This window comes from Isoptericola sp. NPDC019571, assembly GCF_044389385.1.
Taxonomy (GTDB): domain Bacteria; phylum Actinomycetota; class Actinomycetes; order Actinomycetales; family Cellulomonadaceae; genus Isoptericola; species Isoptericola nanjingensis.
The window spans coordinates 12,101-37,841 of sequence record NZ_JBIRXZ010000003.1 but is presented as its reverse complement, the minus strand read 5'-3'; the positions used below and the strand labels follow the sequence as shown (position 1 = coordinate 37,841).

The 25,741-nt window shown below is 73.9% G+C and carries 22 protein-coding genes; 4 read left to right on the top strand and 18 right to left on the bottom strand.

Features of this window, described 5'->3' with window-relative positions; translation table 11 throughout:
• Window positions 1-99: 99 nt before the first annotated feature.
• The 8 genes from ACH443_RS05950 to ilvD (ACH443_RS05915) form a co-directional block, all read right to left on the bottom strand.
• Entirely contained in the window at window positions 100-1,428 is a 1,329-nt protein-coding gene (locus tag ACH443_RS05950; RefSeq protein ID WP_430589745.1) for a VOC family protein, read from the bottom strand.
• A 138-nt stretch (window positions 1,429-1,566) separates the two neighbouring features.
• A complete protein-coding gene (locus ACH443_RS05945) occupies window positions 1,567-1,881 on the bottom strand; it encodes a 4a-hydroxytetrahydrobiopterin dehydratase (protein ID WP_430589744.1) in 315 nt (104 codons plus the stop codon).
• 60 nt (window positions 1,882-1,941) lie between these two features.
• Entirely contained in the window at window positions 1,942-3,654 is a 1,713-nt protein-coding gene (gene ilvD, locus ACH443_RS05940; protein WP_430589743.1) for a dihydroxy-acid dehydratase, read from the bottom strand.
• Window positions 3,651-4,493: a PaaX family transcriptional regulator C-terminal domain-containing protein gene (locus ACH443_RS05935; RefSeq protein WP_430589742.1), complete on the bottom strand. Its 843-nt coding sequence runs from the start codon at window positions 4,491-4,493 to the stop codon at window positions 3,651-3,653. Before ACH443_RS05935 ends, ilvD (ACH443_RS05940) begins: the two co-directional genes overlap by 4 nt.
• Complete coding sequence (locus tag ACH443_RS05930; protein WP_430589741.1) at window positions 4,490-5,743, bottom strand: kynureninase; 1,254 nt, start codon at window positions 5,741-5,743, stop codon at window positions 4,490-4,492. Before ACH443_RS05930 ends, ACH443_RS05935 begins: the two co-directional genes overlap by 4 nt.
• Complete coding sequence (locus ACH443_RS05925; RefSeq protein WP_430589740.1) at window positions 5,740-6,753, bottom strand: hypothetical protein; 1,014 nt, start codon at window positions 6,751-6,753, stop codon at window positions 5,740-5,742. Before ACH443_RS05925 ends, ACH443_RS05930 begins: the two co-directional genes overlap by 4 nt.
• The gene (locus ACH443_RS05920) at window positions 6,750-7,664 is read right to left on the bottom strand and encodes a tryptophan 2,3-dioxygenase (RefSeq protein ID WP_430589739.1); all 915 of its coding nucleotides are present in this window, start codon (window positions 7,662-7,664) and stop codon (window positions 6,750-6,752) included. Before ACH443_RS05920 ends, ACH443_RS05925 begins: the two co-directional genes overlap by 4 nt.
• Window positions 7,665-7,696: 32 nt before the next feature.
• A complete protein-coding gene (gene ilvD / locus ACH443_RS05915) occupies window positions 7,697-9,559 on the bottom strand; it encodes a dihydroxy-acid dehydratase (protein ID WP_429763824.1) in 1,863 nt (620 codons plus the stop codon).
• Between the two features lie 245 nt (window positions 9,560-9,804).
• On the opposite strand from ilvD (ACH443_RS05915), the gene ACH443_RS05910 reads away from it, so the two are divergent.
• The gene (locus tag ACH443_RS05910; RefSeq protein ID WP_430589738.1) at window positions 9,805-10,380 is read left to right on the top strand and encodes a DoxX family protein; all 576 of its coding nucleotides are present in this window, start codon (window positions 9,805-9,807) and stop codon (window positions 10,378-10,380) included.
• Between the two features lie 30 nt (window positions 10,381-10,410).
• Here ACH443_RS05910 and ACH443_RS05905 read toward each other — a convergent pair whose 3' ends face one another.
• On the bottom strand, window positions 10,411-11,931 hold the full coding sequence (locus ACH443_RS05905) for a peptide MFS transporter (protein ID WP_430589737.1): 1,521 nt from the start codon (window positions 11,929-11,931) through the stop codon (window positions 10,411-10,413).
• Window positions 11,932-11,998: 67 nt separating this feature from the next.
• On the opposite strand from ACH443_RS05905, the gene ACH443_RS05900 reads away from it, so the two are divergent.
• Window positions 11,999-13,375, top strand: a complete 1,377-nt coding sequence (locus tag ACH443_RS05900) for a cryptochrome/photolyase family protein (protein WP_430589736.1) — start codon at window positions 11,999-12,001, stop codon at window positions 13,373-13,375.
• A gap of 15 nt (window positions 13,376-13,390) precedes the next feature.
• Here ACH443_RS05900 and ACH443_RS05895 read toward each other — a convergent pair whose 3' ends face one another.
• Window positions 13,391-14,230, bottom strand: coding sequence for a bifunctional allantoicase/(S)-ureidoglycine aminohydrolase (locus tag ACH443_RS05895; protein ID WP_429763820.1), 840 nt, complete (start codon window positions 14,228-14,230; stop codon window positions 13,391-13,393).
• Between the two features lie 269 nt (window positions 14,231-14,499).
• Between ACH443_RS05895 and ACH443_RS05890 the strand changes: the two genes are divergently transcribed.
• Both ACH443_RS05890 and ACH443_RS05885 read left to right on the top strand, forming a co-directional pair.
• The gene (locus tag ACH443_RS05890; protein WP_429763819.1) at window positions 14,500-16,044 is read left to right on the top strand and encodes an NCS1 family nucleobase:cation symporter-1; all 1,545 of its coding nucleotides are present in this window, start codon (window positions 14,500-14,502) and stop codon (window positions 16,042-16,044) included.
• Between the two features lie 17 nt (window positions 16,045-16,061).
• Window positions 16,062-16,796: an aspartate/glutamate racemase family protein gene (locus ACH443_RS05885; protein ID WP_430589735.1), complete on the top strand. Its 735-nt coding sequence runs from the start codon at window positions 16,062-16,064 to the stop codon at window positions 16,794-16,796.
• Window positions 16,797-16,822: 26 nt separating this feature from the next.
• Here ACH443_RS05885 and ACH443_RS05880 read toward each other — a convergent pair whose 3' ends face one another.
• The 8 genes from ACH443_RS05880 to ACH443_RS05845 all read right to left on the bottom strand — a co-directional run bounded on the left by ACH443_RS05880 (window position 16,823) and on the right by ACH443_RS05845 (window position 25,695).
• Complete coding sequence (locus ACH443_RS05880) at window positions 16,823-17,407, bottom strand: GNAT family N-acetyltransferase (protein WP_429763818.1); 585 nt, start codon at window positions 17,405-17,407, stop codon at window positions 16,823-16,825.
• Window positions 17,407-18,912, bottom strand: a complete 1,506-nt coding sequence (gene gatB / locus ACH443_RS05875; protein ID WP_429763817.1) for an Asp-tRNA(Asn)/Glu-tRNA(Gln) amidotransferase subunit GatB — start codon at window positions 18,910-18,912, stop codon at window positions 17,407-17,409. The genes ACH443_RS05880 and gatB overlap by 1 nt, the downstream gene beginning before the upstream one ends.
• Window positions 18,913-18,930: 18 nt before the next feature.
• A complete protein-coding gene (gene gatA / locus ACH443_RS05870) occupies window positions 18,931-20,493 on the bottom strand; it encodes an Asp-tRNA(Asn)/Glu-tRNA(Gln) amidotransferase subunit GatA (protein ID WP_430589734.1) in 1,563 nt (520 codons plus the stop codon).
• 1 nt (window position 20,494) lies between these two features.
• Window positions 20,495-20,791, bottom strand: a complete 297-nt coding sequence (gatC, locus tag ACH443_RS05865; protein WP_429731461.1) for an Asp-tRNA(Asn)/Glu-tRNA(Gln) amidotransferase subunit GatC — start codon at window positions 20,789-20,791, stop codon at window positions 20,495-20,497.
• 159 nt (window positions 20,792-20,950) lie between these two features.
• Window positions 20,951-22,537 carry a malate synthase A gene (gene aceB / locus ACH443_RS05860; protein WP_430589733.1) on the bottom strand — a complete coding sequence of 529 codons (1,587 nt, stop codon included), beginning with the start codon at window positions 22,535-22,537 and terminating at the stop codon, window positions 20,951-20,953.
• Between the two features lie 121 nt (window positions 22,538-22,658).
• On the bottom strand, window positions 22,659-23,135 hold the full coding sequence (gene bcp / locus ACH443_RS05855; RefSeq protein WP_429731455.1) for a thioredoxin-dependent thiol peroxidase: 477 nt from the start codon (window positions 23,133-23,135) through the stop codon (window positions 22,659-22,661).
• A gap of 65 nt (window positions 23,136-23,200) precedes the next feature.
• The gene (gene allB, locus ACH443_RS05850; RefSeq protein WP_430589732.1) at window positions 23,201-24,532 is read right to left on the bottom strand and encodes an allantoinase AllB; all 1,332 of its coding nucleotides are present in this window, start codon (window positions 24,530-24,532) and stop codon (window positions 23,201-23,203) included.
• Entirely contained in the window at window positions 24,529-25,695 is a 1,167-nt protein-coding gene (locus tag ACH443_RS05845) for a glycerate kinase (RefSeq protein WP_430589731.1), read from the bottom strand. The genes allB and ACH443_RS05845 overlap by 4 nt, the downstream gene beginning before the upstream one ends.
• Between the last annotated feature and the right edge of the window lie 46 nt (window positions 25,696-25,741).

Genomic DNA, 25,741 nt, shown 5'->3' with positions numbered 1-25,741 from the left:
GGTCGCGCCCGTCGGACGACGGCGCTGCCAGGGAGGATAGAGCAGCCTTGACGTGGGCGAAAGGTCCCCGCTACCCGAGTTTGACCCGGCCGCGACGGCTCACGCGTCCGGCTCGCCCGCCCAGCGTTCCGCACGCCCCGGGATCACGGCGATGTCCACCTCGTTGCCCTCGGGATCGGCGACCGTCCGCCAGAACGGCGCCTCCGCGTCGCGCACGACCGTGCCGCCGGCGGCGACCGCCGCCGCGACCCGGGCGTCGGCGACGTCGGCAGGGACGAACACGTCCACGTGGATGCGGTTGCGCTGCACGCGCGGTTCGGCCATCTGCTGCAGGAACACCGAAGGGCCGCGCAGCAGCGGGTCGTACAGGTCCGTCACCCCGCGCTCGAGGTACCCGAGCGCCGCGGCCCAGAACCGGCGCACCGCGTCGACGTCGAGCGCGTCGAACGTGAGCTGGACGTCGCGCAGGACCGAGGGCTCGGCGCGCAGCCCGAGGTCGCGCGCGGCGGCCTGCGCCCGCTGCGCCACCCCGAGCCGGGCGGGGCCGATCCAGCCGTCCTCGGGCGGCCCGACCCGCAAGGTGACGCCGGAGTACCGCAGGTCGGCGAACAGCGGCACGCCGGCCTCGTCCGCCGCGCGGGCCGCCCGGGCGACCAGCTCGACGCCCGCGTCGAAGCCGCCCGTCGCGTAGTACGCGCTAGCACCCTGGAGCACCCGCCAGTCCTCCACGCCGCCCGCCGCCCGGAACTCCTCGGGCGTGAGCAGGCCGTCGGCCAGGTCCTCCTCGAACCCCTCCCAGGCGATGACGTCCGCCTCGTTCCCCTCGGCGTCCGCGAGCGTCCACCACTGCGGCACGAACTCCTCGGTCGTGACGCGCCCGCCGGCCGCGAGCGCCGCGTCGACGCGTGCCTGCCGCACGTCGTCGGGCACGAAGACGTCGAGGTGCAGGCGGCCCCGCAGGGGGCGTGGCTCGTCCATCGCTTGGAACCAGACGCCCGGCCACCGCCGGTGGGGGTCCAGCAGATCCCCGCCCGAGCGGGAGTGCCCGAGGACGACGCCCCAGAAGGGCATGACCTGCTCGCGATCGGCGGCGTCGACGGTCAGCTCCACGTCCTGCAGGGCCGCGGGGTCGGCGTCGAGCCCGAGGTCCGCCGCCGCGGCGGAGACCTCCCGTGCCAGGGCGACGTCGCGCTCGCTCAGGCCGTCGACGTCGTGCGACTGCACGCGCACGACGACGCCGCCGGGCCGGAGGTCGACGTCCGGGTGGTGGTTCGCCGCGTCCGCGAGCACGCGGACACGCTCGAGGAGGACGGCGCCCTCGCCGGCGGCGTGCGTGCGGAAGAGGGCGCTCGCGCCCCGGGCGAGGGCGCGCCAGTCACCGGTGCCCGACGCGGCCTCGAACCCGGCCGCGGTGATCTCGTCGGCCATGGCCTCCCCCGTCCGTCGGTGTCCCGCCACCTGCCCGGTCCACCCTGCCCCGCCGCCGCGCGTCTCGCGCGGTGGCGGGGCGAGGCCGGAGGGGTCGGCGTCGGGAGGCTGCGGTGACGGCTGCGTTGACCGAGGGCGTCAGCTCCGCGACGTCTCGACCGGCAGCTCCAGCTCGGCGGCGGCGTCGCTGATCCGCCGGGCCAGGTCCACGTCGCGCGTCGTCAGGCCGCCGGCGTCGTGGGACGAGGTGCGGACCACGACGGTGCCGTACCGCAGGTCCACGTCGGGGTGGTGGTTCACCGCGTCCGCGATCTCGGCGATCGCGTCCACGAACCGCGCCCCGGCCGCGAAGGACCCGGTGCGGAACACGGCCCAGGCGGAGCCCTCGTCCGCGTGCCAGTCGCCGACGCCGTCGGAGTGGGCGAACTGTCGCGGGGTGATCGAGTCGGTCATGCGCCCAGCATGGCCCGACCGGGCACCGTTCGCGCGGTGTCAGCCGGCGGGCAGGGGCGCTCAGCCCAGCACGGCGCCCTTGGACGCGGACTGCACCAGCTTCGTGTACTTGGCGAGCACGCCGCGGGTGTAGCCGTGCGGCACGGGGGTCCAGTCCGCCGTCCGGCGGGCGGCGAGCTCTGCGTCGTCGACCAGCAGGTCGAGCGTCTTGCTCGCGACGTCGAGGCGGATGCGGTCGCCGTCGCGCACGAACGCGATGGGCCCGGCGTCGACGGCCTCGGGCGCGATGTGCCCGACGCACAGTCCGGTCGTCCCGCCGGAGAACCGCCCGTCGGTGATGAGCAGGACGTCCTTGCCCAGGCCGGCACCCTTGATCGCGCCGGTGATGGCGAGCATCTCGCGCATCCCCGGCCCGCCCTTGGGGCCCTCGTAGCGGATGACGACGACGTCCCCCGCGGTGATCGTGCCGTCCTCCAGCGCGTCCAGGGCGCCGCGCTCGCGCTCGAAGACGCGGGCGGTGCCCTCGAAGACGTCGGAGTCGAAGCCCGCCGACTTCACCACCGCGCCCTCGGGGGCCAGCGAGCCGTGCAGGATCGTGATGCCGCCCGTGGGGTGGATGGGCCGGTCGAGGGCCCGCAGGATCTTGCCGTCCGGGTCGGGCGGGGCGATGTCCGCGAGGTTCTCGGCGACCGTCCGCCCGGTGACGGTGAGCTGGTCTCCGTGCAGCAGCCCGGCGTCGAGCAGCGCCTTCATCACCACGGGGACGCCGCCGATGCGGTCGACGTCGTTCATCACGTACCGGCCGAACGGCTTGAGGTCGCCGAGGTGCGGCACGCGGTCGGCGACACGGGAGAAGTCGTCGAGGGTGAGCTCCACCTCGGCCTCGTGCGCGATGGCGAGCAGGTGCAGCACCGCGTTGGTGGAGCCGCCGAACGCCATCACCACGGAGATCGCGTTCTCGAAGGCCTCCTTGGTGAGGATCTGGCGTGCGGTGATCCCGCGCCGCAGCAGCTCGACGACGGCCTCGCCCGACGCCTGCGCGAAGGCGTCGCGCCGGCGGTCGGCGGACGGCGGCGCGGCCGACCCGGGCAGCGACATGCCCAGCGCCTCGGCCGCCGACGCCATCGTGTTCGCGGTGTACATGCCGCCGCACGCGCCCTCGCCCGGGCAGATCGCGCGCTCGATGCGGCCGACGTCCTCCTCGCTCATCAGCCCCCGCGCGCAGGCCCCGACGGCCTCGAACGCGTCGATGATCGTGACGTCCTTCTCGGTGCCGTCGGACAGCTTCACCCAGCCGGGCATGATCGACCCGGCGTAGAGGAACACGCTCGCGAGGTCGAGGCGCCCGGCGGCCATGAGCATCCCGGGGAGCGACTTGTCGCACCCGGCGAGCAGCACGGAGCCGTCGAGCCGCTCCGCCTGCATGACCGTCTCCACGGAGTCGGCGATGACGTCGCGGGAGACGAGCGAGAAGTGCATCCCCTCGTGCCCCATGGAGATGCCGTCGGAGACGGAGATGGTGCCGAACTCGAGCGGGTAGCCGCCGCCCGCGTGCACGCCGTGCTTCACCGCCTGCGACAGCCGGTCGAGCGACAGGTTGCACGGCGTGATCTCGTTCCACGAGCTCGCGACGCCGATCTGCGGCTTGGCGAAGTCGTCGTCGCCCAGGCCGACGGCGCGCAGCATGCCGCGTGCGGCCGTGGCCTCCAGGCCGTCGGTGACCTGGCGGGAACGGGGCTTGAGGTCCGGGGTGGCTGGGGCGTCGGCGCTCATGCCCCGAGCGTAGGGACGACGGCGCGCACGTGCGCGGCGGCCGCGCCGGCGAACGCGGCGCGCAGGGCGGCGAACCGCGCGACGCCCGCCGTCCCGGGCCAGTCCGGGGGTAGGACGGCGGTCGGCAGCCCGGGGTCGGCGTACGGCAGCGGGCGCCAGTCGTCGACGGCGCGCACCCAGCGGGCGAACGCCTCGCCCGGCGCGTGGACGGATGTCTCCTCGCCCTCGTCCGGGTCCGGGTGCGCCGCGAGGAAGCCACGGTGCCGCGCGGCGAGGCCGTCGAGGTCCCACCAGCGGGCGGCGGCGTCCGCGAGGGACCCGGCGACGCGCGGCGTCCCCGCGACGAACACGGTCGCGGCGTCGCGCAGCCCCAGCCCGTCGAGGACCCCCTCGACCTCGTCGGTGAGGTGGCCGGGGCAGATCCACAGGCCGGTCGCGACCGTGCCGCAGCCGATGCCGGCCAGGTGCCGCCGCAGCTGGTGACGGGCGTCTCGGCGTTCCTCGGGGATGGAGAACGACACCAGGCACCAGGGGTCGTCGTCGCCCTGCTGCCGGTAGCCGAAGATCCGCCGGTCGCCGCGCTCGAGCATCGCGGCCGCGCCCGCCGCGAGCCGGTACCCGGCCCGGCCGTCGACCTCCTCGGCCTCGAGCAGGCCCTTGCCCTTGGCCCGCGACACGGCCGAGCGCGCGGCCCCCGACGCGACGCCGGCCGCGCCGAGCAGCGTGACGAGGTCGCCCGCCGCCATCCGGCCGCCGAGGCCGCGGGCGTACAGGCCGACGACCGTCCGCAGCAGCGACGTCGCGCTCCCGGGGCGGGCGTCGAGGTCGTCGAGGATCACGCGGCGTCGCGCCCCGTGACCTCGACCAGCGCGTCCCGCACCGCCTCGACGCCCACGCGCACCTCGTCGAACGACGTCGACAGGGGCGAGAGGCCCAGGCGCAGGCCGTTCGGGCGGCGGAAGTCGGGGATCACGCCGCGCTCCCACAGCAGGGGCAGGGTGTCGGCGAACGCGTCGTGGTCGACGGTGACGTGGCTCCCCCGCCGCTCGTCGTCCCGCGGGGAGGCGACGCGCACGCCGAGCGGTACCAGGAGGTCGTCGACCAGCTCGAGCGCGAACCTCGTGAGCGCCACGGACTTCGCGCGGACGGCGCCGAGGCCTGCCTCGCCGACCAGGTCGAGCATGTCCTGCATCGCGAGCATCCCGACGATCGCCGGCGTGCCGGAGAGGAACCGTCGCACCCCGGCGTGCGGCGCGTAGGCGGGCCCCATCTCGAACGGCCGGTCGCTGCCCATCCACCCCTGGATCGGCTGGACGAGCTCGCCCTGGAGGTCGGCCCGCGCGTAGCCGAACGCGGGCGACCCGGGTCCCCCGTTGAGGTACTTGTAGGTGCAGCCGGCGGCGAGGTCCGCACCCCACGCGTCGAGCTCGACGGGTACCGCACCCGCGGAGTGGCACAGGTCCCAGAGCACCAGGGCGCCGGCGTCGTGCGCGCGCCGCGTGATCTCCGCGGCGTCGCTCACGTACCCGGAGCGGTACGCGACGTGGCTCAGCACGACGAGCGCCGTCCGTTCGGACAGGAGCGCGGACACCTGCGCGGGCGTGACCCCGCCGTCGTGGTCCGGCGAGATCCAGCGCAGCGTGGCGCCGTGCTCGCGCGCCACGCCCTCGAGCACGAAGCGGTCGGTCGGGAAGTTGCCCGAGTCGAGGACGATCTCGTCGCGCCCGGCCACCCGCGGGGAGGACAGCGCCGCCCGCACGAGCTTGTAGAGGATGACGGTCGTGGAGTCCCCGACGAACGTCTGCCCCGGCGCCGCGCCCAGCGCGACCTCGCCGACCCGGTCGCCGAGGCGCAGCGGCAGCTCGTACCACTCCTCGTCCCAGCCGCGGATCAGCCGGGCGCCCCAGGCGTCGGTCGCGAAGCGGGCCAGGCGCTCCGCCGACGCCCGCGTGGGCCGGCCCAGCGAGTTGCCGTCCAGGTAGGCCGTCACCTCGTCCGAGCCGACGAACGCCGACCGGAACCGGGCCAGCGGGTCGGCGGCGTCCAGCGCGGCGGCGCGGTCGCGGCGGGTGGGGGCGTCGGTGGTCATGCGGGTCCTCCGGAGGGAGTCGCGGTCGGCGGGACGAAGTCGGGGTCGCTGAGGTCGCTCACGGCGAGGACCGTGGCGCGGGCGAGCCAGGCGGCGTGGACGGCGCCGGGGTCGGCCGGCGCGGGCGCGGGGCCCGGCACGAACGACACGAGGCCGGCGGGCGGCTCGTCGCCGACGAGCGCGACCAGCAGCGACCGCCGTCCGAGGCCGGCGGCCGCGAGCGCCGCCAGCTCCCTGGCGTTGAGCCCCACCGGCAGCGGGCCGTTGCCGAGGTCGGTCCCGTACCGGACGCGCCCGCCCGCCGCGGCGAAGCGGCGCACGTTGTCGAGCGCGACCTCGAGCTCGGGCGTCGGGTCGCCCCAGCCGTGGATGTCGAGCGTGCTGAGCCACGTCGTGCCCCGCGCGGCCATGGCCACGAGCAGGTCGTCGTCGAGGCGCTCGCTGAACGGGGCGTGCGCCAGGCGGTCGACGCCGGCCGCGACCGCGCGGGCCGCCTGGCCGGCGCCCTCGGCGTGCGCGACGACGGCGCGGCCCCGCGCGTGGGCCCGCGCCACGACGGCGGCGAGCGTGGCGTCGTCGGGCGTCGGCCCGGCGTCGGCGTGCAGGGCGACCTTGACGAACGACGCCCCGGCCGCGACCTGGCGGTCCACGGCGGCGACGGCGGACGTCGGGTCGGCGACCTCCTCGACCCAGGCCGCGGGGGCCCACGGCCGGTCGCTCGGGTACCCGCCGGGCGCAGTGAGGAACGCGCCCGCGTACGCGACGCGCGGAAGGGCCGGGTCGTCGGCCAGGGCCGCGACGTCGGCCGGGGTCCCGCCCAGGTCGTGCACCGCCGCGACGCCGCGGGCCCGCAGCGGCGCGGGGTCCACGAGGCCGAGGTGCACGTGCGTGTCGGTGAACGGCGGCAGCAGCGTGCCGGACTCCCCCAGCCGGCGCCGCACCTCCGGCGGGACGCCCGCGGGGAGGACGACCGGGGCGACGCCCGGGGGCACCACCAGAGCACCGGTCATGACCGGACCGTCGTCGAACTCGGGCCCGCGGGCGGGCCGAGCTCCGTGCGCACGGCGAAGAGCTCGGGGAAGAAGGTGAGGTCGAGCGCGCGCTGCAGGAAGCCGACGCCGCTGGAACCGCCGGTGCCGCGCTTCGTGCCGATGATGCGCAGCACGGTCTTCATGTGGCGGAAGCGCCAGAGCTGGAAGTTGTCCTCGAGGTCGACGAGCTCCTCGCACGTCTCGTACGCCGACCAGTCCGACTCCGGGTCCGCGTAGATGCGGCGGAACACCTCCACGAGGTCGTCGTCGAGCGTGTGGGCGGTCGTGACGTCGCGGTCGAGCACCCGCCGCGGCACGTCGTGGCCGTGCCGCGCGAGGTAGCGCAGGAACTCGTCGTACACGCTGGGCTCGGCGAGCAGCCGCGCGAGCTCCGCGCGCGCCGCGGGCTCGGCCTCGAACACCGCGAGCATCCGCGCGTTCTTGTTGCCGAGCAGGAACTCCACGGCGCGGTACTGCCAGGACTGGAACCCTGACGCGTTGCCGAGGGACCCGCGGAACTGGGCGTACTCGCTGGGCGTGAGCGTCGCGAGCACGGACCACTGCTCGGTGAGCGTGCGCTGCACGTGCTTGACGCGGGCGATGCGCTTGAGCGCCGCGCCGAGCTCGTCGGCCGCGAGCAGGTCGCGCGCGGAGACGAGCTCGTGCAGCACCAGCTTGAGCCACAGCTCGGTGGTCTGGTGCTGCACGATGAACAGCATCTCGTCGTGGTGCGCCGGCGCGCTGATCGGCTCCTGCGCCGCGAGCAGCGTGTCCAGGTGCAGGTACGAGCCGTACGTCATCCGCTCCCGCAGGTCGGTGACGATCTCCGGCTCGAGCTCGCGCTCGTTCGTCTCGGCGCGCGCGGCGGCGGGCCCGGGCTGGTCGACCATGCCCGGAGCCTATGTCACGGACGTGACGCCCGTCAGCGACGCGCGATGAGCGACACGTCGCGCACGGCGCCGCGGTCGGCCGACGTCGCCATCGCGGCGTACGCCTGCAGCGCCGGGGAGACGTAGCGGTCGCGGTTCAGCGGCTGCCACGGGTTCTCCCGCGCCTCCATCTTGGCCCGGCGCTCGGCGAGCACCTCGTCGGGCACGTTGACCCGGATGAGGCGGGTGTCGACGTCGATCTCGATCTCGTCGCCGTCCTCGATCAGGCCGATCGTGCCGCCCGCCGCGGCCTCGGGCGAGACGTGCCCCACCGAGATGCCGCTCGACCCGCCGGAGAACCGGCCGTCGGTGATGAGGGCGCAGACCTTGCCCAGGCCGCGGCCCTTGATGAACGACGTCGGGTAGAGCATCTCCTGCATGCCCGGGCCGCCGGACGGCCCCTCGTAGCGCACCACGACGACGTGGCCCGGCTGGACCTGCTTGGTGAGGATCTTCTCGACGGCGTCGTCCTGCGACTCGCAGACGAGGGCCTTCCCCACGAAGTGGAAGACGTCGGGGTCGACGCCCGCGGTCTTGAAGACCGCGCCGTCCTCGGCGAGGTTGCCGCGCAGCACGGCCAGGCCGCCCTCCACGGTGTACGCGTGCTCGAGGTCGCGGATGCAGCCGTTCGCGGCGTCGGTGTCGAGGCTCTCCCAGACGTTGGACGTCGAGAAGGCCTGGGTGGTGCGGACCCCGCCGGGGGCGGCGTGGAAGAGCTCCTGCGCCCGCTCGGTCGCCTTGCCGCCCCGCACGTCCCAGTCGTCCAGCCACGCACGCAGCGTGGGCGTGTGCACGGACGTGACGTCGTGGTCGAGCAGCCCCGCACGGTCCAGCTCACCGAGCAGCGCGGGGATGCCGCCGGCGCGGTGCACGTCCTCCATGTGGAAGTCCGGGTGGTTCGGCGCGACCTTGCTCAGGCACGGCACGCGGCGGCTGATCGCCTCGATGTCCGTGAGGTCGAAGTCGACCTCGCCCTCCTGGGCCGCGGCCAGGATGTGCAGCACCGTGTTGGTGGAGCCGCCCATCGCGACGTCGAGCGCCATGGCGTTCGAGAACGCGGCCTTCGTGGCGATCGAGCGCGGGGCGGCCGAGTCGTCCTCGTCCTCGTAGTAGCGCTTCGCGAGGTCGACGATGGTGCGGCCGGCCTCGAGGAAGAGCTCCTTGCGGGCGGCGTGCGTGGCCAGCGTGGAGCCGTTGCCCGGGAGCGACAGCCCGAGCGCCTCCGTGAGGCAGTTCATCGAGTTGGCGGTGAACATGCCGGAGCAGGAGCCGCAGGTCGGGCAGGCGTTCTCCTCGACCTGGGCGAGCGCGGCGTCGGACACGTTGTCGTCGGCCGAGTAGTTGATCGCGTTGATGAGGTTCAGGGGCGTCCTCGCGACGCCGTCGGCGACGACCGCCTTGCCGGCCTCCATCGGCCCGCCCGACACGAAGATCACCGGGATGTTGAGGCGCAGCGCCGCGTTGAGCATGCCCGGCGTGATCTTGTCGCAGTTGGAGATGCACACGAGGGCGTCGGCGCAGTGCGCGTTGACCATGTACTCGACCGAGTCGGCGATGAGGTCGCGGCTCGGCAGCGAGTAGAGCATCCCGGCGTGGCCCATCGCGATGCCGTCGTCCACCGCGATGGTGTTGAACTCCTTGGAGACGCCGCCCGCCTCGCGGATCGCCGAAGCGACGAGGTCGCCCATGTCCTTGAGGTGGACGTGGCCGGGCACGAACTGCGTGTACGAGTTCGCGATCGCGACGATCGGCTTGCCGAAGTCCTCCGAGCCCATGCCGGTCGCGCGCCAGAGCGCGCGGGCACCGGACATGTTGCGGCCGTGGGTGGACGTCCGAGAGCGCAGGGGACGGCTCATGTCAGCTCCTTCGACGAGTTCTGCGGCGCGTCGCGGACGGCGCGCACGGGCACGCTACGCCCGCCGTCCCGCATCGCGGGCATCCGTCCGCCCACTGGTCGGTTTGTCGGGTGAAACGTTCCGAAGACCAGGGATCGGTTGCGGTGCCCTGGGCGACGTGTGCAAGTTGTCCACGGTTCAACCGTTATCCGTTCAAACCGGACGAACCATCCCCACGCAGCGCACCACGATCAGGGAGCTCACTCATGACCGCGACCGCCGCAGGCAGCACGACCGGCACGACCGTCACCGACCGCGCCCGGAGCGGGGAGGACGCCGAGAACGTCGTCACCCGGCCCGGCGCCCGGCGCGCCCTCGCGCTGTGTCGCATCCTCCTGGCCGTGGTCTTCCTCTGGCCGGTGGCCGACAAGACCTTCGGCCTCGGGTACGCCACGCCGGACGAGCGGGCCTGGGTGGCGGGCAGCTCGCCGACGGAGGGCTACCTGAGCTCGATCGAGAGCCCGCTGGCCGGCGGGTTCGCGGCCCTGAGCGGCCCCGTCGTCGACTGGCTGTTCATGCTCGGGATGCTCGGGACGGGGCTCGCGCTCCTGCTCGGCATCGGGCTGCGCGCGGCCGCCGTGGCGGGCGGGCTGCTCATGCTCACGCTGTGGCTGTCGACCTGGCCCTTCGCCGCGGGCTCGCAGAACCCGCTGGTCGACCAGCACCTCGTCTTCACGGCGCTGCTGGCCGCCCTCGCGCTGACCCGCGCCGGCGACACCTGGGGCCTCGGCCGCGCCTGGGCGGCGTCGCCGGTCCCCGGCAGCGCGAGCTGGCTGCGCTGACGCGCCCGGCACCCCACGGCGCCGGCACGGTCAGGCCGCGCCGGCGCTGTGGGTGTGCTCCAGCTCGTCGGCGTGGCGGATGTGCCGCGTCACCCACGGGGCGAGCAGCAGCAGGATCCCCGCGAACACGAGCGCCACGAGGCCGATCCCGCCGAAGTACGCGGTGTCGGAGGCCCCCTCGGTCGCCTCGATCGTCTGCGCCGTGATCGCCTGGCCGGCGGCCGACGACAGGAACCACAGCGCCATCGCCTGGCCGCGGAAGGCGCGCGGCGCCAGCAGCGTCGTCGCCGCGATCCCCACCGGCGACAGGCAGAGCTCGCCGAGCGTCTGGATCACGTAGACCACGATGAGCACCCACGGCGGCGCGAGCTCGTCCGTGAACACCTCCGACATCCCCGCCAGGAACAGGAACGACAGGGCCGCGAGCGTCAGGCCGATGACGAACTTGTACGCCGTGGGCGGCCGGTCCCCCGTCTTCGTCCAGATCCACGCGAACACGGGCGCCAGGATGATGATCGACGCCGGGTTGACCGACTGGAAGAACGCCGGCGACAGGTCGATGCCGAACAGCTGCAGCTGGGTCCGGTCGGCGGCGAAGGCCGCGAGCGTCGTCGCCGCCTGCTCGAAGATCATCCAGAACAGCATCGCCGCGACGAAGAGCGGCACGTACGCCACGACGCGCGGCCGCTCGGCCGCCGTCACGCGCTTCGACCGGTACATCACGACGAGGAGCACGACCGGCGTCACGAGCGCGAGGTACGACACGGCGTCGATGAACGTCTCGACGGCCCAGCCCCCGGCGACGACGGCGGCCAGAGCGGCCGCCACCACGATGGCGCCGACCACGTAGAGCCCCAGCCGCACGACGGCGGGGCGGTCCTCGGGCGTGATCGGGTTCGGCACGTCCGTCCCGGCGGCGCCGAGGTAGCGGTAGCCGCCGACGAAGAACACGAGCGCGAACGCCATCCCGATCGCCGCCACCGCGAACCCCGCGTGGTAGCCCCACGCCTGCTCCACGACGCCCACGATCAGCGGGGAGAAGAACGACCCGATGTTGATCCCCATGTAGAAGATCGAGAAGGCGGGGTCCCGGCGCTCGTCGTCGCGCGAGTACAGCTCGCCCACCATCGACGACACGTTCGGCTTGAGCAGGCCGGTGCCGAACGCGACCAGGCCGATCCCCAGCATCGAGAAGCCGTAGGTGGGCAGCGTGAGCGACACGTGCCCGGCCGCGATGACGATCCCGCCGTACAGCACGGCGCGCCGCGCCCCGATCATCCGGTCGGCGAGCCAGCCCCCGACCACCGACAGCAGGTAGACCGACGTGCCGTAGATCGACACGAACGCCGCGCCGGTGGTGGCGTCCATCCCGAGGCCGCCGTTGGCCACCGTGTCGGTCAGGTAGTACAGCAGGATGGCGCGCATCCCGTAGTAGCTGAACCGCTCCCACAGCTCCGTGCCGGCCAGCGTCATGAGGCCGCGCGGGTGCCCGAAGAACGCGCGGTCGCCCTCGTGCTCCGGGTGCGACGGCGCCGCTGCCTGATCGGTCATGAAAAAACTGTCGCACCGGCGGAAGTCGACGGCGACCGGGAACGCCGGGGACACGTACGGTGACGGCATGGCGGCGAGCGTGATGTGGTTCCGGCGAGACCTGCGGCTGCACGACAACCCGGCGCTGCTCGCCGCGGTCGAGGAGGCGCGCGACGCGGGCGGGGACGTCGTCGGCCTCTACGTGCTCGACGACGCGCTGTGGCGGCGGGCCGGCGCGGCGCGCCTCGCCTACCTGGCGGACTCCCTGGCGAAGCTCGACGACGCGTGCGACGGCCGGCTCGTGGTGCGGCGCGGAGACCCGCGCGAGGTCGTCCCCCAGGTCGCGCGGTCGGTGGGCGCGCGCGGCGTGCACGTCGCGGCCGGGCACGAGCCGTACGGCCGCCGGCGCGACGGCGCGGTCGAGGAGAACCTGGCCGACGCGGGCGCCGTCCTGACCAGGACGGGCTCGGCGTACGCCGTCTCCCCCGGGCGGCTGCGCACCGGGCAGGGCTCGCCCTACCAGGTCTTCACCCCGTTCCGCGGTGCCTGGCTCGCCCACGGCTGGCGGGCCCCCGCGCCGCGGCCGCGCGAGGTCCCGTGGGCCCGGCTGCCGTCCGACGGCGTCCCCGCGGCCCCACCGTGCGACGCACGCCTGCCGAGGGCGGGCGAGGCGGCGGCCCGGCGTCGCTGGCACGAGTTCGTCCGCGAGGGCCTGGCCGGTTACGCCGAGGGCCGCGACCGCCCCGACCTGGCGGGAACCTCGGAGATGTCGGCGCACCTGCGCTGGGGCGAGATCCACCCGCGGACGATGCTGGCCGACCTGGCGGCCGCGGAGGCCGCCGGCCTCCCGGCCGAGGCGGTCGCCACGTACCGCTCGGAGCTGGCGTGGCGGGAGTTCCACGCCGACGTCCTGCACCACCGGCCGGACGCCCGGCTCCGGTCGCTGCGCGCCGTCGTGCCCGACGACGCCTGGGCGACCGGAGCGGCGGAGCGGGACGCGTTCGACGCCTGGGCCGCCGGTCGCACCGGGTTCCCGCTCGTCGACGCCGGCATGCGCCAGCTGCTCGCCACCGGATGGATGCACAACCGGGTGCGGATGGTGGTGGCGTCGTTCCTCGTCAAGGACCTGCACGTGCGCTGGCAACGGGGCGCCGCGCACTTCATGGCGCACCTGGTCGACGGCGACGTCGCGCAGAACCAGCTCAACTGGCAGTGGGTGGCCGGCACCGGCCACGACGCCGCCCCCTACTTCCGGGTGTTCAACCCGGTGACGCAGGGCAAGAAGTTCGACCCGGACGGCGACTACGTGCGCCGCTGGGTGCCCGAGCTGCGCGGTGTCGAGGGCAAGCGCGTGCAGGAGCCCTGGCGCCTCGACCCGCCGCCGGGGGGCTACCCCGCGCCGATCGTCGACCACGCGCACGAGCGGCGCGTCGCGCTCGACGACTTCGAGCGCGCGCGCCGCTGAGCAGGACCGGGCGGGTCAGCGCCGGTCGAGCTTCACCTGCCGGTTGACGTCCTTGTACAGCAGGTAGCGGAACGGCTTCGGGCCGCCGGCGTAGCAGGCCTGCGGGCAGAAGGCGCGGAGCCACATGAAGTCGCCCTCCTGCACCTCGACCCAGTCTCCGTTGAGGCGGTAGACGGCCTTGCCCTCCAGCACGTACAGGCCGTGCTCCATGATGTGGGTCTCCGCGAACGGGATGGAGCCGCCGGGCTGGAACGTCACGATGTTGACGTGCATGTCGTGCGCCAGGTCGTCGGGGTCGACGAAGCGCGTCGTGGCCCAGGCGCCGTCGGTGTCCGGCATGGGGCGCGGCTCGATGTCCTGCTCGCGGGTGACGAAGGTCTTCGCCGCGTAGCCGTCGATGCGCTCGTAGACCTTGCGGACCCACTGGAACGCGGCCTTGGCGTCGGAGCGGTTGTGCAGCGACCACTGGTCGCCGGCGGCGAGGTAGGCGTAGCCGCCGGGCTCGAGGGTGTGCTCCTCTCCGCCGACCGTGAGGGTCAGCGTGCCCTCGGTGACGAAGACGACCGACTGGACGGTGTCCTCGATCTCGCCACGGTCGGTGCCGCCGCCCGGGGAGACCTCGACGACGTACTGCGCGAACGTGGTCGCGAAGCCCTCGACGGGGCGCGCGAGCACCCACAGGCGGGTCTTGTCCCAGCCGGGCAGGTTGGAGGTGACGATGTCGCGCAGCACGCCGCGCGGGATGACGGTGTACGCCTCCGTGACGATCGCCCGGTCGGTGAGCAGCTCTTCCTGCCCGGGCAGCCCGCCCTGCGGGGTGTAGTAGCGGGTGGTCTGGGGACCTGGCTGCGTCATCGGCACGCTCCTTGTGGTGATGGACGACTGAACACCTGTCTTTCGTGAGACGGAATTCAGTTTCTGCTATGTGAGATTAGTGCGGACGCCTCTCGGCGGTCAAGAGGCAGCCTCATCCTGCCCGCGCCCGCCGCGACCGACGACCCGTCGCCGCGCGCGACGGGCTTGACAAGCGGGTCGGCTCCACTCAAATTGGTATACCAACGCGCTACGGAAGCGCGCTTTCGCTCGACGAAATCCGCCCGTACGGCACCTGGAGGACGAACTCCATGAGCACCCTCGACCGGGCCGCGGCAGCGACGCCGCAGGCCCTGGCCGCACCGACGACGGTCGCGACCTCCCCCCGCGCCACGGCGACGACGCCGCCGCTCGGCCTCAGCCCCCGCCTCTACAACCACGACCTCGCCCCGACGCAGCGCGCCGGCCGCACCTGGCGGACGTACTCGATCTTCACGCTGTGGGCCAACGACGTGCACTCCCTCGGGAACTACGCCTTCGCCATCGGGCTCTTCGCCCTCGGGCTCGGCGGCTGGCAGATCCTCCTCGCCCTCGTGCTGGGCGGCGCCCTCCTCTTCGGCCTCCTCACCCTGTCGGGCTTCATGGGCGAGAAGACCGGCGTGCCGTTCCCGGTCATGAGCCGCATCGCGTTCGGCATCCGCGGCGCCCAGATCCCCGCCCTCGTCCGCGGCTCCGTCGCGGTCGCCTGGTTCGGCATCCAGACGTTCCTCGCCTCCGTGGTGCTGCGGATCCTGGTCGTCGCGCTGGTGCCCGCCGCCGCCGGCCTCGACCGGAACTCCGTCCTCGGCCTGTCGACGCTGGGCTGGATCACCTTCCTCGCCCTGTGGGGCGTGCAGCTGCTCATCGTCAGCTACGGGATGGAGATGATCCGCCGGTACGAGGCGTTCGCCGGGCCCGTCATCCTGGTGACGATGGCGGCCCTCGCCGTCTGGATGTTCCTCCAGGCCGACGGCACGATCGCCTGGAGCACCCCGGACACCAAGCACGGCGCGGACATGTGGCTCGCCGTCGTGGGAGGGGCGGCGATGTGGGTCGCCATCTACGGCACGTTCGTGCTGAACTTCTGCGACTTCACGCGCGGCGCCGTCTCGCGCCGGTCCATCGTGCGGGGCAACTTCCTCGGCATCCCGCTCAACATGGCCGTCTTCGGCGCGATCGTCGTGGTGCTCTCGGGCGCCCAGTTCGCCATCGACGGCACGATCATCGAGTCCCCGTCCGACGTGGTGCGGGCGATCCCCAGCACCCCGCTGCTCGTCCTCGCCTGCCTCGCCCTGCTCGTCCTCACCGTCGCGGTGAACCTCATGGCCAACTTCGTCGCGCCGATCTACGCGCTGACCAACCTCTTCCCGCGGAGGCTGAACTTCCGCCGCGCGGGCCTGCTCTCCGGCGCGCTCGGCCTCGTCATCCTGCCGTGGAACCTGTACGGCTCCCCCGCCGTGATCACGTACTTCCTCGGCGGCCTCGGCGCCCTGCTCGGCCCGCTGTTCGGCATCATCATGGCCGACTACTGGCTGCTGCGCCGGGCCCGTGTGCACGTGCCCGACCTGTACCGCGAGGACCCCGACGGCAGCTACCACTACGCCCGCGGGTTCAACCGCCGGGCCGTGCTCGCGCTGGTGCCGACCGCACTCGTGGCCCTGCTGCTCGCCTTCGTCCCCGCGTTCGCCGTCGTCTCGGAGTTCTCGTGGTTCCTCGGCGCGGGTCTGGGGGCCGTCCTGTACCTCCTCGTCGCCGACCGGCGGCAGACCTTCCACGACGCGGACGGCGAGCACCTCGCCGTGCCGAGCACCCACTAGCCCCACCCGGAGACCCCGTGCGCATCCTCGTCGCCAACGTCAACACCACGTCGTCCATGACGGACGCGATCGCCGCCTCGGCGCGCTCCGTCGCCTCCCTCGGCACCGAGATCGTGGGGATCACCCCGCGGTTCGGCCCGGACTCCTGCGAGGGCAACTTCGAGAGCTATCTCGCCGCCCTCGCGGTGATGGACGCCGTGACCTCCTACCCGGAGCCGTTCGACGCCGTCGTGCAGGCCGGGTACGGGGAGCACGGGCGCGAGGGGCTGCAGGAGCTGCTCGACGTGCCGGTCGTCGACATCACCGAGGCGGCGGCGTCGACCGCGATGTACCTGGGGCACCGGTACTCCGTCGTCACGACGCTCGACCGCGCGGTCCCGCTGATCGAGGACCGGCTGCGCCTGGCGGGGCTCGACGCGCGGTGCGCCTCGGTGCGCGCGAGCGGGCTCGGCGTGCTGGAGCTCGAGGCCGACCCCGAGCGGGCCGTCGCCACGATCGTCGCGGAGGCCCGCCGCGCCGTCGAGGTGGACCGGGCCGAGGTGATCTGCCTCGGGTGCGGCGGGATGGCGGAGCTCGAGGAGCGCGTCGCGGCGGCCACCGGCGTGCCCGTCGTCGACGGCGTGCGCGCGGCGGTGGCGGTCGCCGAAGGCCTCGTGCGTCTCGGGCTGTCCACCTCGAAGGTGCGCACCTACGCGCCGCCGCGGCCCAAGGCCGTCGTCGGGTGGCCGTTCGCCGTGCCCGCCGCGGTGTGATCGCGGCGGGCACGGCGAGCCGTGCCTCAGTCCGTGCCGGCCCCGGCGCGGAACTCGTCCTCGAGGATGCTCATGACGACGGCGTCCGCCCAGCCCTGCCCGTCGCGGAAGGCGTCGCGCAGGCGCCCTTCCTCCCGGAAGCCGAGCGAGTCGTACAGCGCCCGCGCCCGCGGGTTGATGCTGATCACCGCGAGGCTCACGCGGTGGAGCCCCGGGCCGGCGCCGCCGTCGAAGGCGAAGCGGAGCACCTCCCCGATCGCCTCGCGCCCGTACCCGCGGCCCCGGTAGTCCGGCATCATCCGCAGGCGCAGGTTCGCCGACCGCAGCTCGAGGTCCACCCGGTCAAGGGAGATCTCGCCCAGCAGGTCGTCGCTGACGAGCTCCCCGTCCCGCACGGCGGCCGACGTGATCGCCCAGTCGTACCGGCCGGGCAGGTCGGCCGCGCTCGCGGCCCAGGCGTCCACCTCGGCCCGGGACGACGCGGCGTTCGTGCCCATGCCCGTGAGGCGCCCGCCCTCCGGGTCGCGCAACGACGCCCACAGCCGCTCGGCGTCCCGCGCCTCGACCGGGCGCAGGCGCACGAGCTCCCCGTGCAGGACGGGCGACCGCATCAGCCGATCCTCTCCAGCACCAGCTCGCGCACGCGCTTGGCGTCCGCCTGGCCCCGGGTGGCCTTCATGACCGAGCCGATGATGGCGCCGACCGGGCCCTGGTTGCCGCCGCGGACCTTCTCCACGATGTCGGGCTGCGCCGCGAGCGCCGCGTCGATGGCCTCGAGGAGCGGCCCGTCGTCGGAGACGACCTCCAGGCCGCGGGCCACGACGACCGCCTCCGGGTCGCCCTCGCCGGCGAGCACGCCGTCGAGCACCTGCCGGGCGATCTTGTCGTTGATGCGGCCGGAGTCGACGAGCCGCTGGAGCTCGCCGATCTGCGCGGGCGTGATCGCGAGATCCGCGAGCTCGACCTCGTCCTGCTTGGCGCGGCGGGCCAGCTCGCCCATCCACCACTTGCGCGCGGCGGCCGGCGTGGCGCCGGCGGCGACGGTCGCCTCGATGAGGTCGAGCGCGCCGGCGTTGACGACGTCGCGCATCTCGGCGTCCGCGAAGCCCCACTCGTCGTGCAGGCGGCGGCGCCGGGCCTGCGGCAGCTCGGGCAGCGTCGCGCGGATCTCCTCGACCCACTCGCGCGACGGCGCGACGGGCACGAGGTCGGGCTCCGGGAAGTACCGGTAGTCCTCGGCGTCCGACTTCACGCGGCCGGGCGACGTCGAGCCGTCCTCCTCGTGGAAGTGGCGCGTCTCCTGGATCACGGTCTCGCCCGCGTCGAGGAGCGCGGCCTGGCGCGAGATCTCGTACCGCACCGCGCGCTCCACGGAGCGGAACGAGTTGACGTTCTTCGTCTCCGTGCGCGTGCCGAGCGGCGACTCGGGCGTCGCGCGCAGCGACAGGTTGACGTCGGCGCGGACGTTGCCGCGCTCCATGCGCGCCTCGGACACGTCGAGCACGCGGAAGATGTCGCGCAGGGCCTGCACGTATGCGCGGGCCACCTCGGGCGCCCGGTCCCCCGCGCCGGTGATCGGCTTGGTGACGATCTCCACCAGCGGCACGCCGGCGCGGTTGTAGTCGACCAGCGAGTACTCGGCGCCGTGGATGCGGCCGGCGGAGCCGCCGACGTGCGTGTTCTTGCCGGCGTCCTCCTCCATGTGCGCGCGCTCGATCTCGACGCGGTGCACCGTGCCGTCCTCGAGCTCGACGTCGAGCCAGCCCTCGAAGGCGATCGGCTCGTCGTACTGCGACGTCTGGAAGTTCTTCGGCACGTCCGGGTAGAAGTAGTTCTTCCGGGCGAACCGGCAGCTCTCCGCGATCTGGCAGTTGAGCGCCAGGCCGATGCGGATCGCGTACTCGACGGCGGTGCCGTTGACGACGGGCAGCGCGCCCGGCAGCCCGAGCGACACCGGCGTGGTCTGCGTGTTCGGCTCGGCGCCGAACGACTGCTCGGCCGGGCAGAACATCTTGGTGCGGGTGCCGAGCTCGACGTGCACCTCGATGCCGATCACCGGGTCGTAGCGGCGCACGGCGTCGTCGTAGGCGACGAGAGCAGGGGTCGTGGTGGTCACAGTGGTGTTCTCCTGTTCTCAGCCCAGCGTCTCGGAGTCCTCGCGGGTCCCCGCAGCGAAGCGAGGAGACCCGGGAGGCGAGAGCTCGGGGGCACGGGACAGCAGCGGGGCGCCCCACGTGGACTCGAGGGCCGACTCGAGCGCGGCACCGACGCGGTAGAGGCGGTCGTCCGCCTTCGCCGGCGCGAGGATCTGGAAGCCGACGGGCAGGCCGTCGTCGGACAGGCCGTTGGGCACCGAGATGCCCGGCACGCCGGCGAGGTTGGCCGGGATGGTCGCGACGTCGTTGAGGTACATCGCGAGCGGGTCGTCCAGCTTCTCCCCCAGCTTGAACGCCGTGGTGGGCGCCGTGGGCGAGACCAGCACGTCCGCCTGCGCGAACGCGGCGGCGAAGTCGCGCTGGATGAGCGTGCGGACCTTCTGCGCGCTGCCGTAGTAGGCGTCGTAGTACCCGGCCGACAGGGCGTAGGTGCCGAGGACGACGCGGCGCTTGACCTCGTCGCCGAAGCCGGCGCCGCGGGTCGCGGCCATGACGCGCTCGGCCGTCACCGGGCCGTCGGTCGGCTCGACGCGCAGGCCGAAGCGCATGCCGTCGAACTTCGCGAGGTTGCTCGACGCCTCCGCCGGCATGATCAGGTAGTACGCGGCGAGCGCGTAGTCGAAGCTCGGGCAGGAGACCTCGACGACCTCGGCCCCGGCCTTGGTCAGCAGCTCGAGCGACTCGTGGAACCGCGCGAGCACGCCGGGCTGGTAGCCCTCGCCCTGCAGCTGCGTGACGACGCCGACCTTGAGGCCCGACAGGTCGCCCAGCGCGCCCTGGCGCGCGGCCTCGACCAGCGGCGGGAGCGGCTCGGGGATCGACGTCGAGTCGCGCGGGTCGTGGCCGCCGATGAGCTCGTGCAGCAGCGCCGAGTCGAGCACGGTGCGCGTCACGGGGCCGGCCTGGTCCAGCGAGGAGGCCATCGCGATGAGGCCGTAGCGCGAGACGCCGCCGTAGGTGGGCTTCACGCCGACGGTGCCGGTGACGGCGCCCGGCTGGCGGATCGAGCCGCCGGTGTCCGTGCCGATCGCGAGCGGCGCCTCGAAGGCGGCGACGGCCGCGGCGGAGCCGCCGCCCGAGCCGCCGGGGATGCGGTCGAGGTCCCACGGGTTGTGGGTGTTGCCGAACGCGGAGTGCTCGGTGGACGAGCCCATCGCGAACTCGTCCATGTTCGTCTTGCCGAGGATCGGCAGGCCCGCGGCGCGGAGCTTCTCGACGAGGGTCGCGTCGTACGGCGGGATCCAGCCCTCGAGGATCTTCGAGCCCGCCGTGGACGGCAGGCCCTTCGTCACGACGACGTCCTTGACGGCGATCGGCACGCCGGCCAGCGGGTGCAGCTCCTCGCCGGCGGCGCGGCGCGCGTCGACGTCGGCGGCCGTGGCCAGCGCGTCGTCCTCGCTCACGTGCAGGAACGCGTGCACGTCGCCGTCGACGGCCGCGATGCGGTCCAGGTGGGCGCGCGTGGCCTCGACGCTGGAGGCATCCCGGCGCGTGAGGGTCTCGGCGAGCTCCGCAGCGCTGAGGCGGGTCAGGTCCGTCATCTCACTCCTCCCCGAGGATCTGCGGGACGGCGAAGCGCCCGTCCTGCGCGTCGGGCGCGGCGGCCAGCACGTCGGCCACGGGCAGCGCCGGCTGGGGCACGTCCTCGCGGAACACGTTCGTCAGGGGCAGCGGGTGGCTGGTGGCCGGCACGTCGGGTGTCGCGACCTCGCGCACGCGGGCGATGGAGTCGACGATGACGTCGAGCTCGCCGGCGAGCCGGTCGACCTCGTCGTCACGCAGGTCGATCCGGGCCAGGGCGGCGACGCGCGCGACCTCGTCTCGGGAGATGGTGGACATGGCCGCCAGTCTAGTGGGCGGCACGTGTCGGGGAGGTTGTCCCCGCATGACGGTGCGGGCGCACGAACGGCCGGGACCACGCCACACAGGACGTGGTCCCGGCCGTCACGCACCGGCGGTGCTCGGCGCCCCCGTCGCAGCCGAGCGGTGCCGGGTTCCTCAGTCCATCCGCTCGTAGGCGGCCGTCGTGAGGAAGTCGATGTACTCGTCGGCCACGGCGACCTCCATGAAGGTGGTCCGCGCCTCGTCGAAGGCGGCGGCGCCGCCCGGAAGCTTGGCCACCTCCTCCTCGACGATGCGGTCGACGAGCTCCCGCGTCACCTTCTCGCCGGTGTCGGCGAGGACGACGTCGTTGTGCAGCCACTGCCACACCTGGGAGCGGGAGATCTCCGCGGTCGCGGCGTCCTCCATGAGGCCGAAGATGGCGACGGCGCCGAGGCCGCCCAGCCAGGCCTGGAGGTACTGGATGCCGACGGAGACGTTGTTGCGCAGGCCGGCCTCGGTGACGGTGCCGGGCGTCTTGTCGACCGACAGCAGGTCGGCGGCCGTGACGCGCACGTCCTCGCGCGTACGGTCGATCTGGTTCGGCCGGTCGCCGAGCACCGCGGTGAACGCCTCCTTGCACGTGGCGACCATGCCGGGGTGCGCCACCCAGGAGCCGTCGAAGCCGTCGCCGGCCTCGCGCGCCTTGTCGGCGCTCACCTTGGCGTAGGCCTGCTCGTTGGCCGCGGCGTCCTTGCTCGGGATGAACGCCGCCATGCCGCCGATGGCGTGCGCGCCGCGCTTGTGGCAGGTGCGGACCAGCAGCTCGGTGTAGGCCCGCATGAACGGCACCGTCATGGTGATCTGGTTGCGGTCGGGCAGCAGGAACTCCGACCCGCGGGTGCGGAAGTTCTTCACCACGGAGAACAGGTAGTCCCAGCGGCCGGCGTTGAGGCCCGCGGAGTGCTCGCGCAGCTCGTAGAGGATCTCCTCCATCTCGAACGCGGCCGGGATGGTCTCGATGAGCACGGTCGCGCGGATGGTGCCGCGCGGGATGCCCAGCGCGTCCTGGGCGAGGACGAACGCGTCGTTCCAGAGCCGCGCCTCGAGGTGCGACTCCATCTTCGGCAGGTAGAAGTACGGCCCGAGGCCCTTGGCGATCTGCCGCAGGCCCGCGGTCGCGACGTAGAGCGCGAAGTCGACCAGGGAGCCGGAGGTCTCCTGGCCGTCGACGAGGACGTGCTTCTCGTTCATGTGCCACCCGCGGGGGCGCATGATGATCGTGGCCAGCTCGTCGTCGGGCTTCAGCGCGTAGGACTTGCCGGCCTCGTTGGTGAAGTCGATCCGGCGCTCGATGGCGTCGAGGAGGTTGAGCTGGCCGCCCACCACGCTGCTCCACTGCGGCGTGTTCGCGTCCTCCTGGTCCGCGAGCCAGCACTTCGCGCCCGAGTTGAGCGCGTTGACGGTCATCTTGCGGTCGGTCGGGCCGGTGATCTCCACGCGGCGGTCGACGAGCCCGGGGGCGGGCTCGGCGACCTTCCAGGAGTCGTCGGCGCGGAGGTGCGCGGTCTCCGGGAGGAAGTCGAGGGTGCCGCCGTCGGCCAGCGCCTGGCGGCGACGCTGCCGCGCCTCCAGCAGCTCGAGGCGGCGGGCGCCCAGCTCGCGCTGCAGGGTCACGATGAGGTCGAGCGCGGCCGGGGTGAGCACCTCGGTGTCGCGCTCACCGATCTCGGCGTTGATGGTCAGGCCGTCGGGGAGCTCCACGACAGTCCCTCCTTGTTCTCGTTCTACGGGGGTGTGCTGCTGCCGTGCGGTCGTTGCACAGCGGAATTCGTATTACGCCTAGCGGAAACCTGCCAGACCGACCCTACCGGGTCGTGGGTGCTCAGGCACCCACCAGCTGCGCGCGCAGCGCGGCCACGTGCCCGGTGGCCTCGACGTCGTACTCGGCGGACCGCAGGGTCCCGTCCGGCTCGACGACGAAGGTGCAGCGGTGCACCCCGTCGAACGTCCGGTCGCCGATCGTCTTCGGGCCCCACGTGCCGTAGGCGTCGGCCACGGCATGGTCCGCGTCGCTCAGCAGGGGGAACGTCAGGTGCTCGGCCTCCACGAAGGCGCGGATGTCCTCCACCGGGTCGGCGGAGACGCCGACGACGGCGTACCCGGCTCCCGCGAGCGACGCGAGGTTGTCGCGGAAGTCGCAGGCCTCGGTGGTGCACCCGGGGGTGCCCGCCTTCGGGTAGAAGTACACGACCACGCCCTTGTCCGCCCCGGCGCGCACGTCCGCGAGGGACACCGGCGTGCCTGCGGAGTCGGGCAGGGTGAAGTCGGGAGCGGTGTCGCCCGGCTGGAGTCGCGTCATGTCAGTCGTCCTTCGTGGTCGTTCTCGTCGTCGTTCTCGTCAGCGTTCTCGTCGTCGGGCCCTGCTCAGGCCTCGCCGCGGCGCAGCAGGGTGCCGGTGGGCTCGTCGCCCACGGGACGCCCGCGCAGCAGCGTGCGCCGTACCGTTCCCGTGAGGTCACGACCGGCGTACGGCGTGACCGGGTTCTTGTGGTGGAGGCGGGCCGGGTCGACGACGAACGTCGCCTCGGGCGCGAAGACCGCGAGGTCCGCGTCCTTGCCCACGGCGATGCCGCCCTTGCGCTCCAGGCCGACCAGCGCGGCCGGGCCGGAGGACATCCAGCCGACGACCTCCGCGAGAGGCACCCCGCGGCGGCGCGCCTCGGTCCAGACGACGGCGAGGCCGAGCTGCAGCGACGCGACGCCGCCCCAGGCCTCGGCGAAGTCGCCCGAGGCCGGCTGCTTGAGCTCGGCGGTGGCCGGCGAGTGGTCGGTGACGACGACGTCGATCAGGCCGTCGCGCAGGCCCTGCCAGAGGCGGTCCTGGTTGTCGTGCTCGCGGATCGGCGGGCAGCACTTGTAGGCCGTCGCGCCGTCGGGCACGTGGTCGGCGTCCAGGGACAGGTAGTGCGGGCAGGTCTCGACGGTGAGGCGCAGGCCCTCCGCACGGGCGGCCGCGATCATCGGCAGCGAGTCGGCGTCGGACAGGTGCAGCACGTGCGCCCGCGCGCCGGTGGCGCGGGCCGCGTCGATGAGCGAGGCGATCGCCGTCGACTCGGCCTTGGCGGGCCGCGAGGCGAGGAAGTTCTTGTAGGTGGGGCCCGGCTCCTGCGGGGCGTCCTCGAGGGTGCCCGGGTCCTCCGCGTGCACGATCATCAGGGCGCCGAACGACGTCAGCTCCGCGAGGTCGGCGCGCAGCTCCGCGTCCTCGAGGTGGCCGAACTCCGGCACCCCGGAGTCGGCAAGGAAGCACTTGAAGCCGAACACGCCGGCATCGTGCAGAGGCTTGAGGTCCGCCGTGTTGCCCGGCACGGCGCCGCCCCAGAAGCCGACGTCGACGAACGCCTGGTCCACCGCGCGCTGCTTCTTGACCTCGAGGTTCGCGACCGAGGTCGTGGGGGGCAGCGAGTTGAGCGGCATGTCGACGATCGTCGTGACGCCGCCGGCCGCGGCGGCGCGCGTGGCGGTGGCGAAGCCCTCCCACTCGGTGCGGCCGGGCTCGTTGACGTGCACGTGCGAGTCGACGAGGCCGGGCAGCAGCACCTCGTCCTCGGCGAGCTCCAGCACCTCGGCACCGGCCAGGCCGGTGCCGAGCGGAACGACGGCGGCGATCCGGCCGTCGGTCACGCCCACCTCGACGGCGCGCTCCCCCTCGGGGGTGACGGCGCGGGCGGCGCGGACGACGAGGTCGTGGGTCATGCGATCTCCAGGGTGTTCAGGGACGGCAGGTGGTCGACGAGCCGCGCCGCGAGGGTCTCGAGCAGCGGGCCCGCCTCGGCGATGCAGCGGGCGACGTCCGGCTCGACGTCGGCGAGGGCGTGCACGGCGGTGAGGCCGGCGGCGGCCGCTCGTGCGGGGCTCAGGGTGGTGCGGCCGCACACCGCGACCGTGGGGACGCCGGCGACGGCCGCGGCGGCGGCCACGCCGACCGGCGTCTTGCCGTGCAGGGACTGCTCGTCGAGGCTGCCCTCTCCCGTGACGACCAGGTCGACGCCGGCGAGGCGGTCCGCGAAGCCCGTGAGGGCCAGCACCTCCTCGACACCGGGGCGGCGCTCGGCGCCGAGCAGCAGGCAGGCGAAGCCCACGCCGCCCGCCGCGCCCGCGCCGGGCTCGGCGGCGTAGCCGCGGGCGCCCGTGACGCCGACGGTGGCCAGCACGTCGACCCAGGTCGCCAGGCCGAGCTCGAGCTGGTCCACCGTCGCCGGGTCGGCGCCCTTCTGCGGCCCGTACACGGCGGCCGCGCCCTGCTCGCCGAGCAGCGGGTTGTCCACGTCGCTCGCGAGCACGATCTCGGTGTCGGCGAGCGCGGGGTGCAGCCCCGCGAGGTCCACGTCGGTCAGCTCGTGCAGGTGGCCGCCGCCGTCGGCGACGTCCCCCGCCCCCGACGCGAGGCGCGCGCCGAGCGCGGCGAGCATGCCCGCCCCGCCGTCGGTGCTGGCGGAGCCGCCCACCCCGACGACGATCTCCCGTGCCCCCGCGTCCAGGGCGTGCGCGATGACCTCGCCGAGCCCCCGGGAGGTCGCGGCGAGAGCGGTGGCCGGCGTCGGGGTCACCTGGGCGAGGCCGGTGACCGCCGCCATCTCGACGACGGCGGTGGCGCCCCGGCGGGCGTACCGGGTGGCGACCGGTTCCCCGACGGGGCCGGTCGCCACCAGGTCCACCGCGGTGTAGCCGGCGGCGAGGGCGGCCTCCAGGGTGCCCTCGCCGCCGTCGGCCACGGGGAGCTCGCCGACGACGACGCCGGGCACCGCCCGCCGCAGGCCGGCCGCCAGGTGGGCGGCCACCTCGCCGGCGGTCAGGGAGCCCTTGAACTTGTCCGGGGCGAGCAGCACGCGCGCCGCCGTCGGTCCCGTCGTCGTCACTGCCGCTCCACCCCCTCGTCCGTCGGTCCTGCCCGTCCTCGCCATC

Coding starts and splice junctions, on each gene's coding strand:
- ACH443_RS05895 (WP_429763820.1), bottom strand. CDS start 14,230: ATGACGCAGCCAGGTCCCCAGACCACCCGCTACTACACCCCGCAGGGC.
- ACH443_RS05920 (WP_430589739.1), bottom strand. CDS start 7,664: ATGGTCGACCAGCCCGGGCCCGCCGCCGCGCGCGCCGAGACGAACGAG.
- ACH443_RS05905 (WP_430589737.1), bottom strand. CDS start 11,931: ATGACCGATCAGGCAGCGGCGCCGTCGCACCCGGAGCACGAGGGCGAC.
- bcp (WP_429731455.1), bottom strand. CDS start 23,135: ATGACGCGACTCCAGCCGGGCGACACCGCTCCCGACTTCACCCTGCCC.
- ACH443_RS05950 (WP_430589745.1), bottom strand. CDS start 1,428: ATGGCCGACGAGATCACCGCGGCCGGGTTCGAGGCCGCGTCGGGCACC.
- ACH443_RS05925 (WP_430589740.1), bottom strand. CDS start 6,753: ATGACCGGTGCTCTGGTGGTGCCCCCGGGCGTCGCCCCGGTCGTCCTC.
- allB (WP_430589732.1), bottom strand. CDS start 24,532: ATGACCCACGACCTCGTCGTCCGCGCCGCCCGCGCCGTCACCCCCGAG.
- ACH443_RS05880 (WP_429763818.1), bottom strand. CDS start 17,407: ATGCGGTCGCCCGTCCTGCACGGGGAGCTCGTGCGCCTGCGCCCGGTC.
- ACH443_RS05945 (WP_430589744.1), bottom strand. CDS start 1,881: ATGACCGACTCGATCACCCCGCGACAGTTCGCCCACTCCGACGGCGTC.
- gatA (WP_430589734.1), bottom strand. CDS start 20,493: ATGACGGACCTGACCCGCCTCAGCGCTGCGGAGCTCGCCGAGACCCTC.
- gatC (WP_429731461.1), bottom strand. CDS start 20,791: ATGTCCACCATCTCCCGAGACGAGGTCGCGCGCGTCGCCGCCCTGGCC.
- ilvD (WP_429763824.1), bottom strand. CDS start 9,559: ATGAGCCGTCCCCTGCGCTCTCGGACGTCCACCCACGGCCGCAACATG.
- ilvD (WP_430589743.1), bottom strand. CDS start 3,654: ATGAGCGCCGACGCCCCAGCCACCCCGGACCTCAAGCCCCGTTCCCGC.
- ACH443_RS05900 (WP_430589736.1), top strand. CDS start 11,999: ATGGCGGCGAGCGTGATGTGGTTCCGGCGAGACCTGCGGCTGCACGAC.
- ACH443_RS05930 (WP_430589741.1), bottom strand. CDS start 5,743: ATGACCACCGACGCCCCCACCCGCCGCGACCGCGCCGCCGCGCTGGAC.
- ACH443_RS05890 (WP_429763819.1), top strand. CDS start 14,500: ATGAGCACCCTCGACCGGGCCGCGGCAGCGACGCCGCAGGCCCTGGCC.
- ACH443_RS05910 (WP_430589738.1), top strand. CDS start 9,805: ATGACCGCGACCGCCGCAGGCAGCACGACCGGCACGACCGTCACCGAC.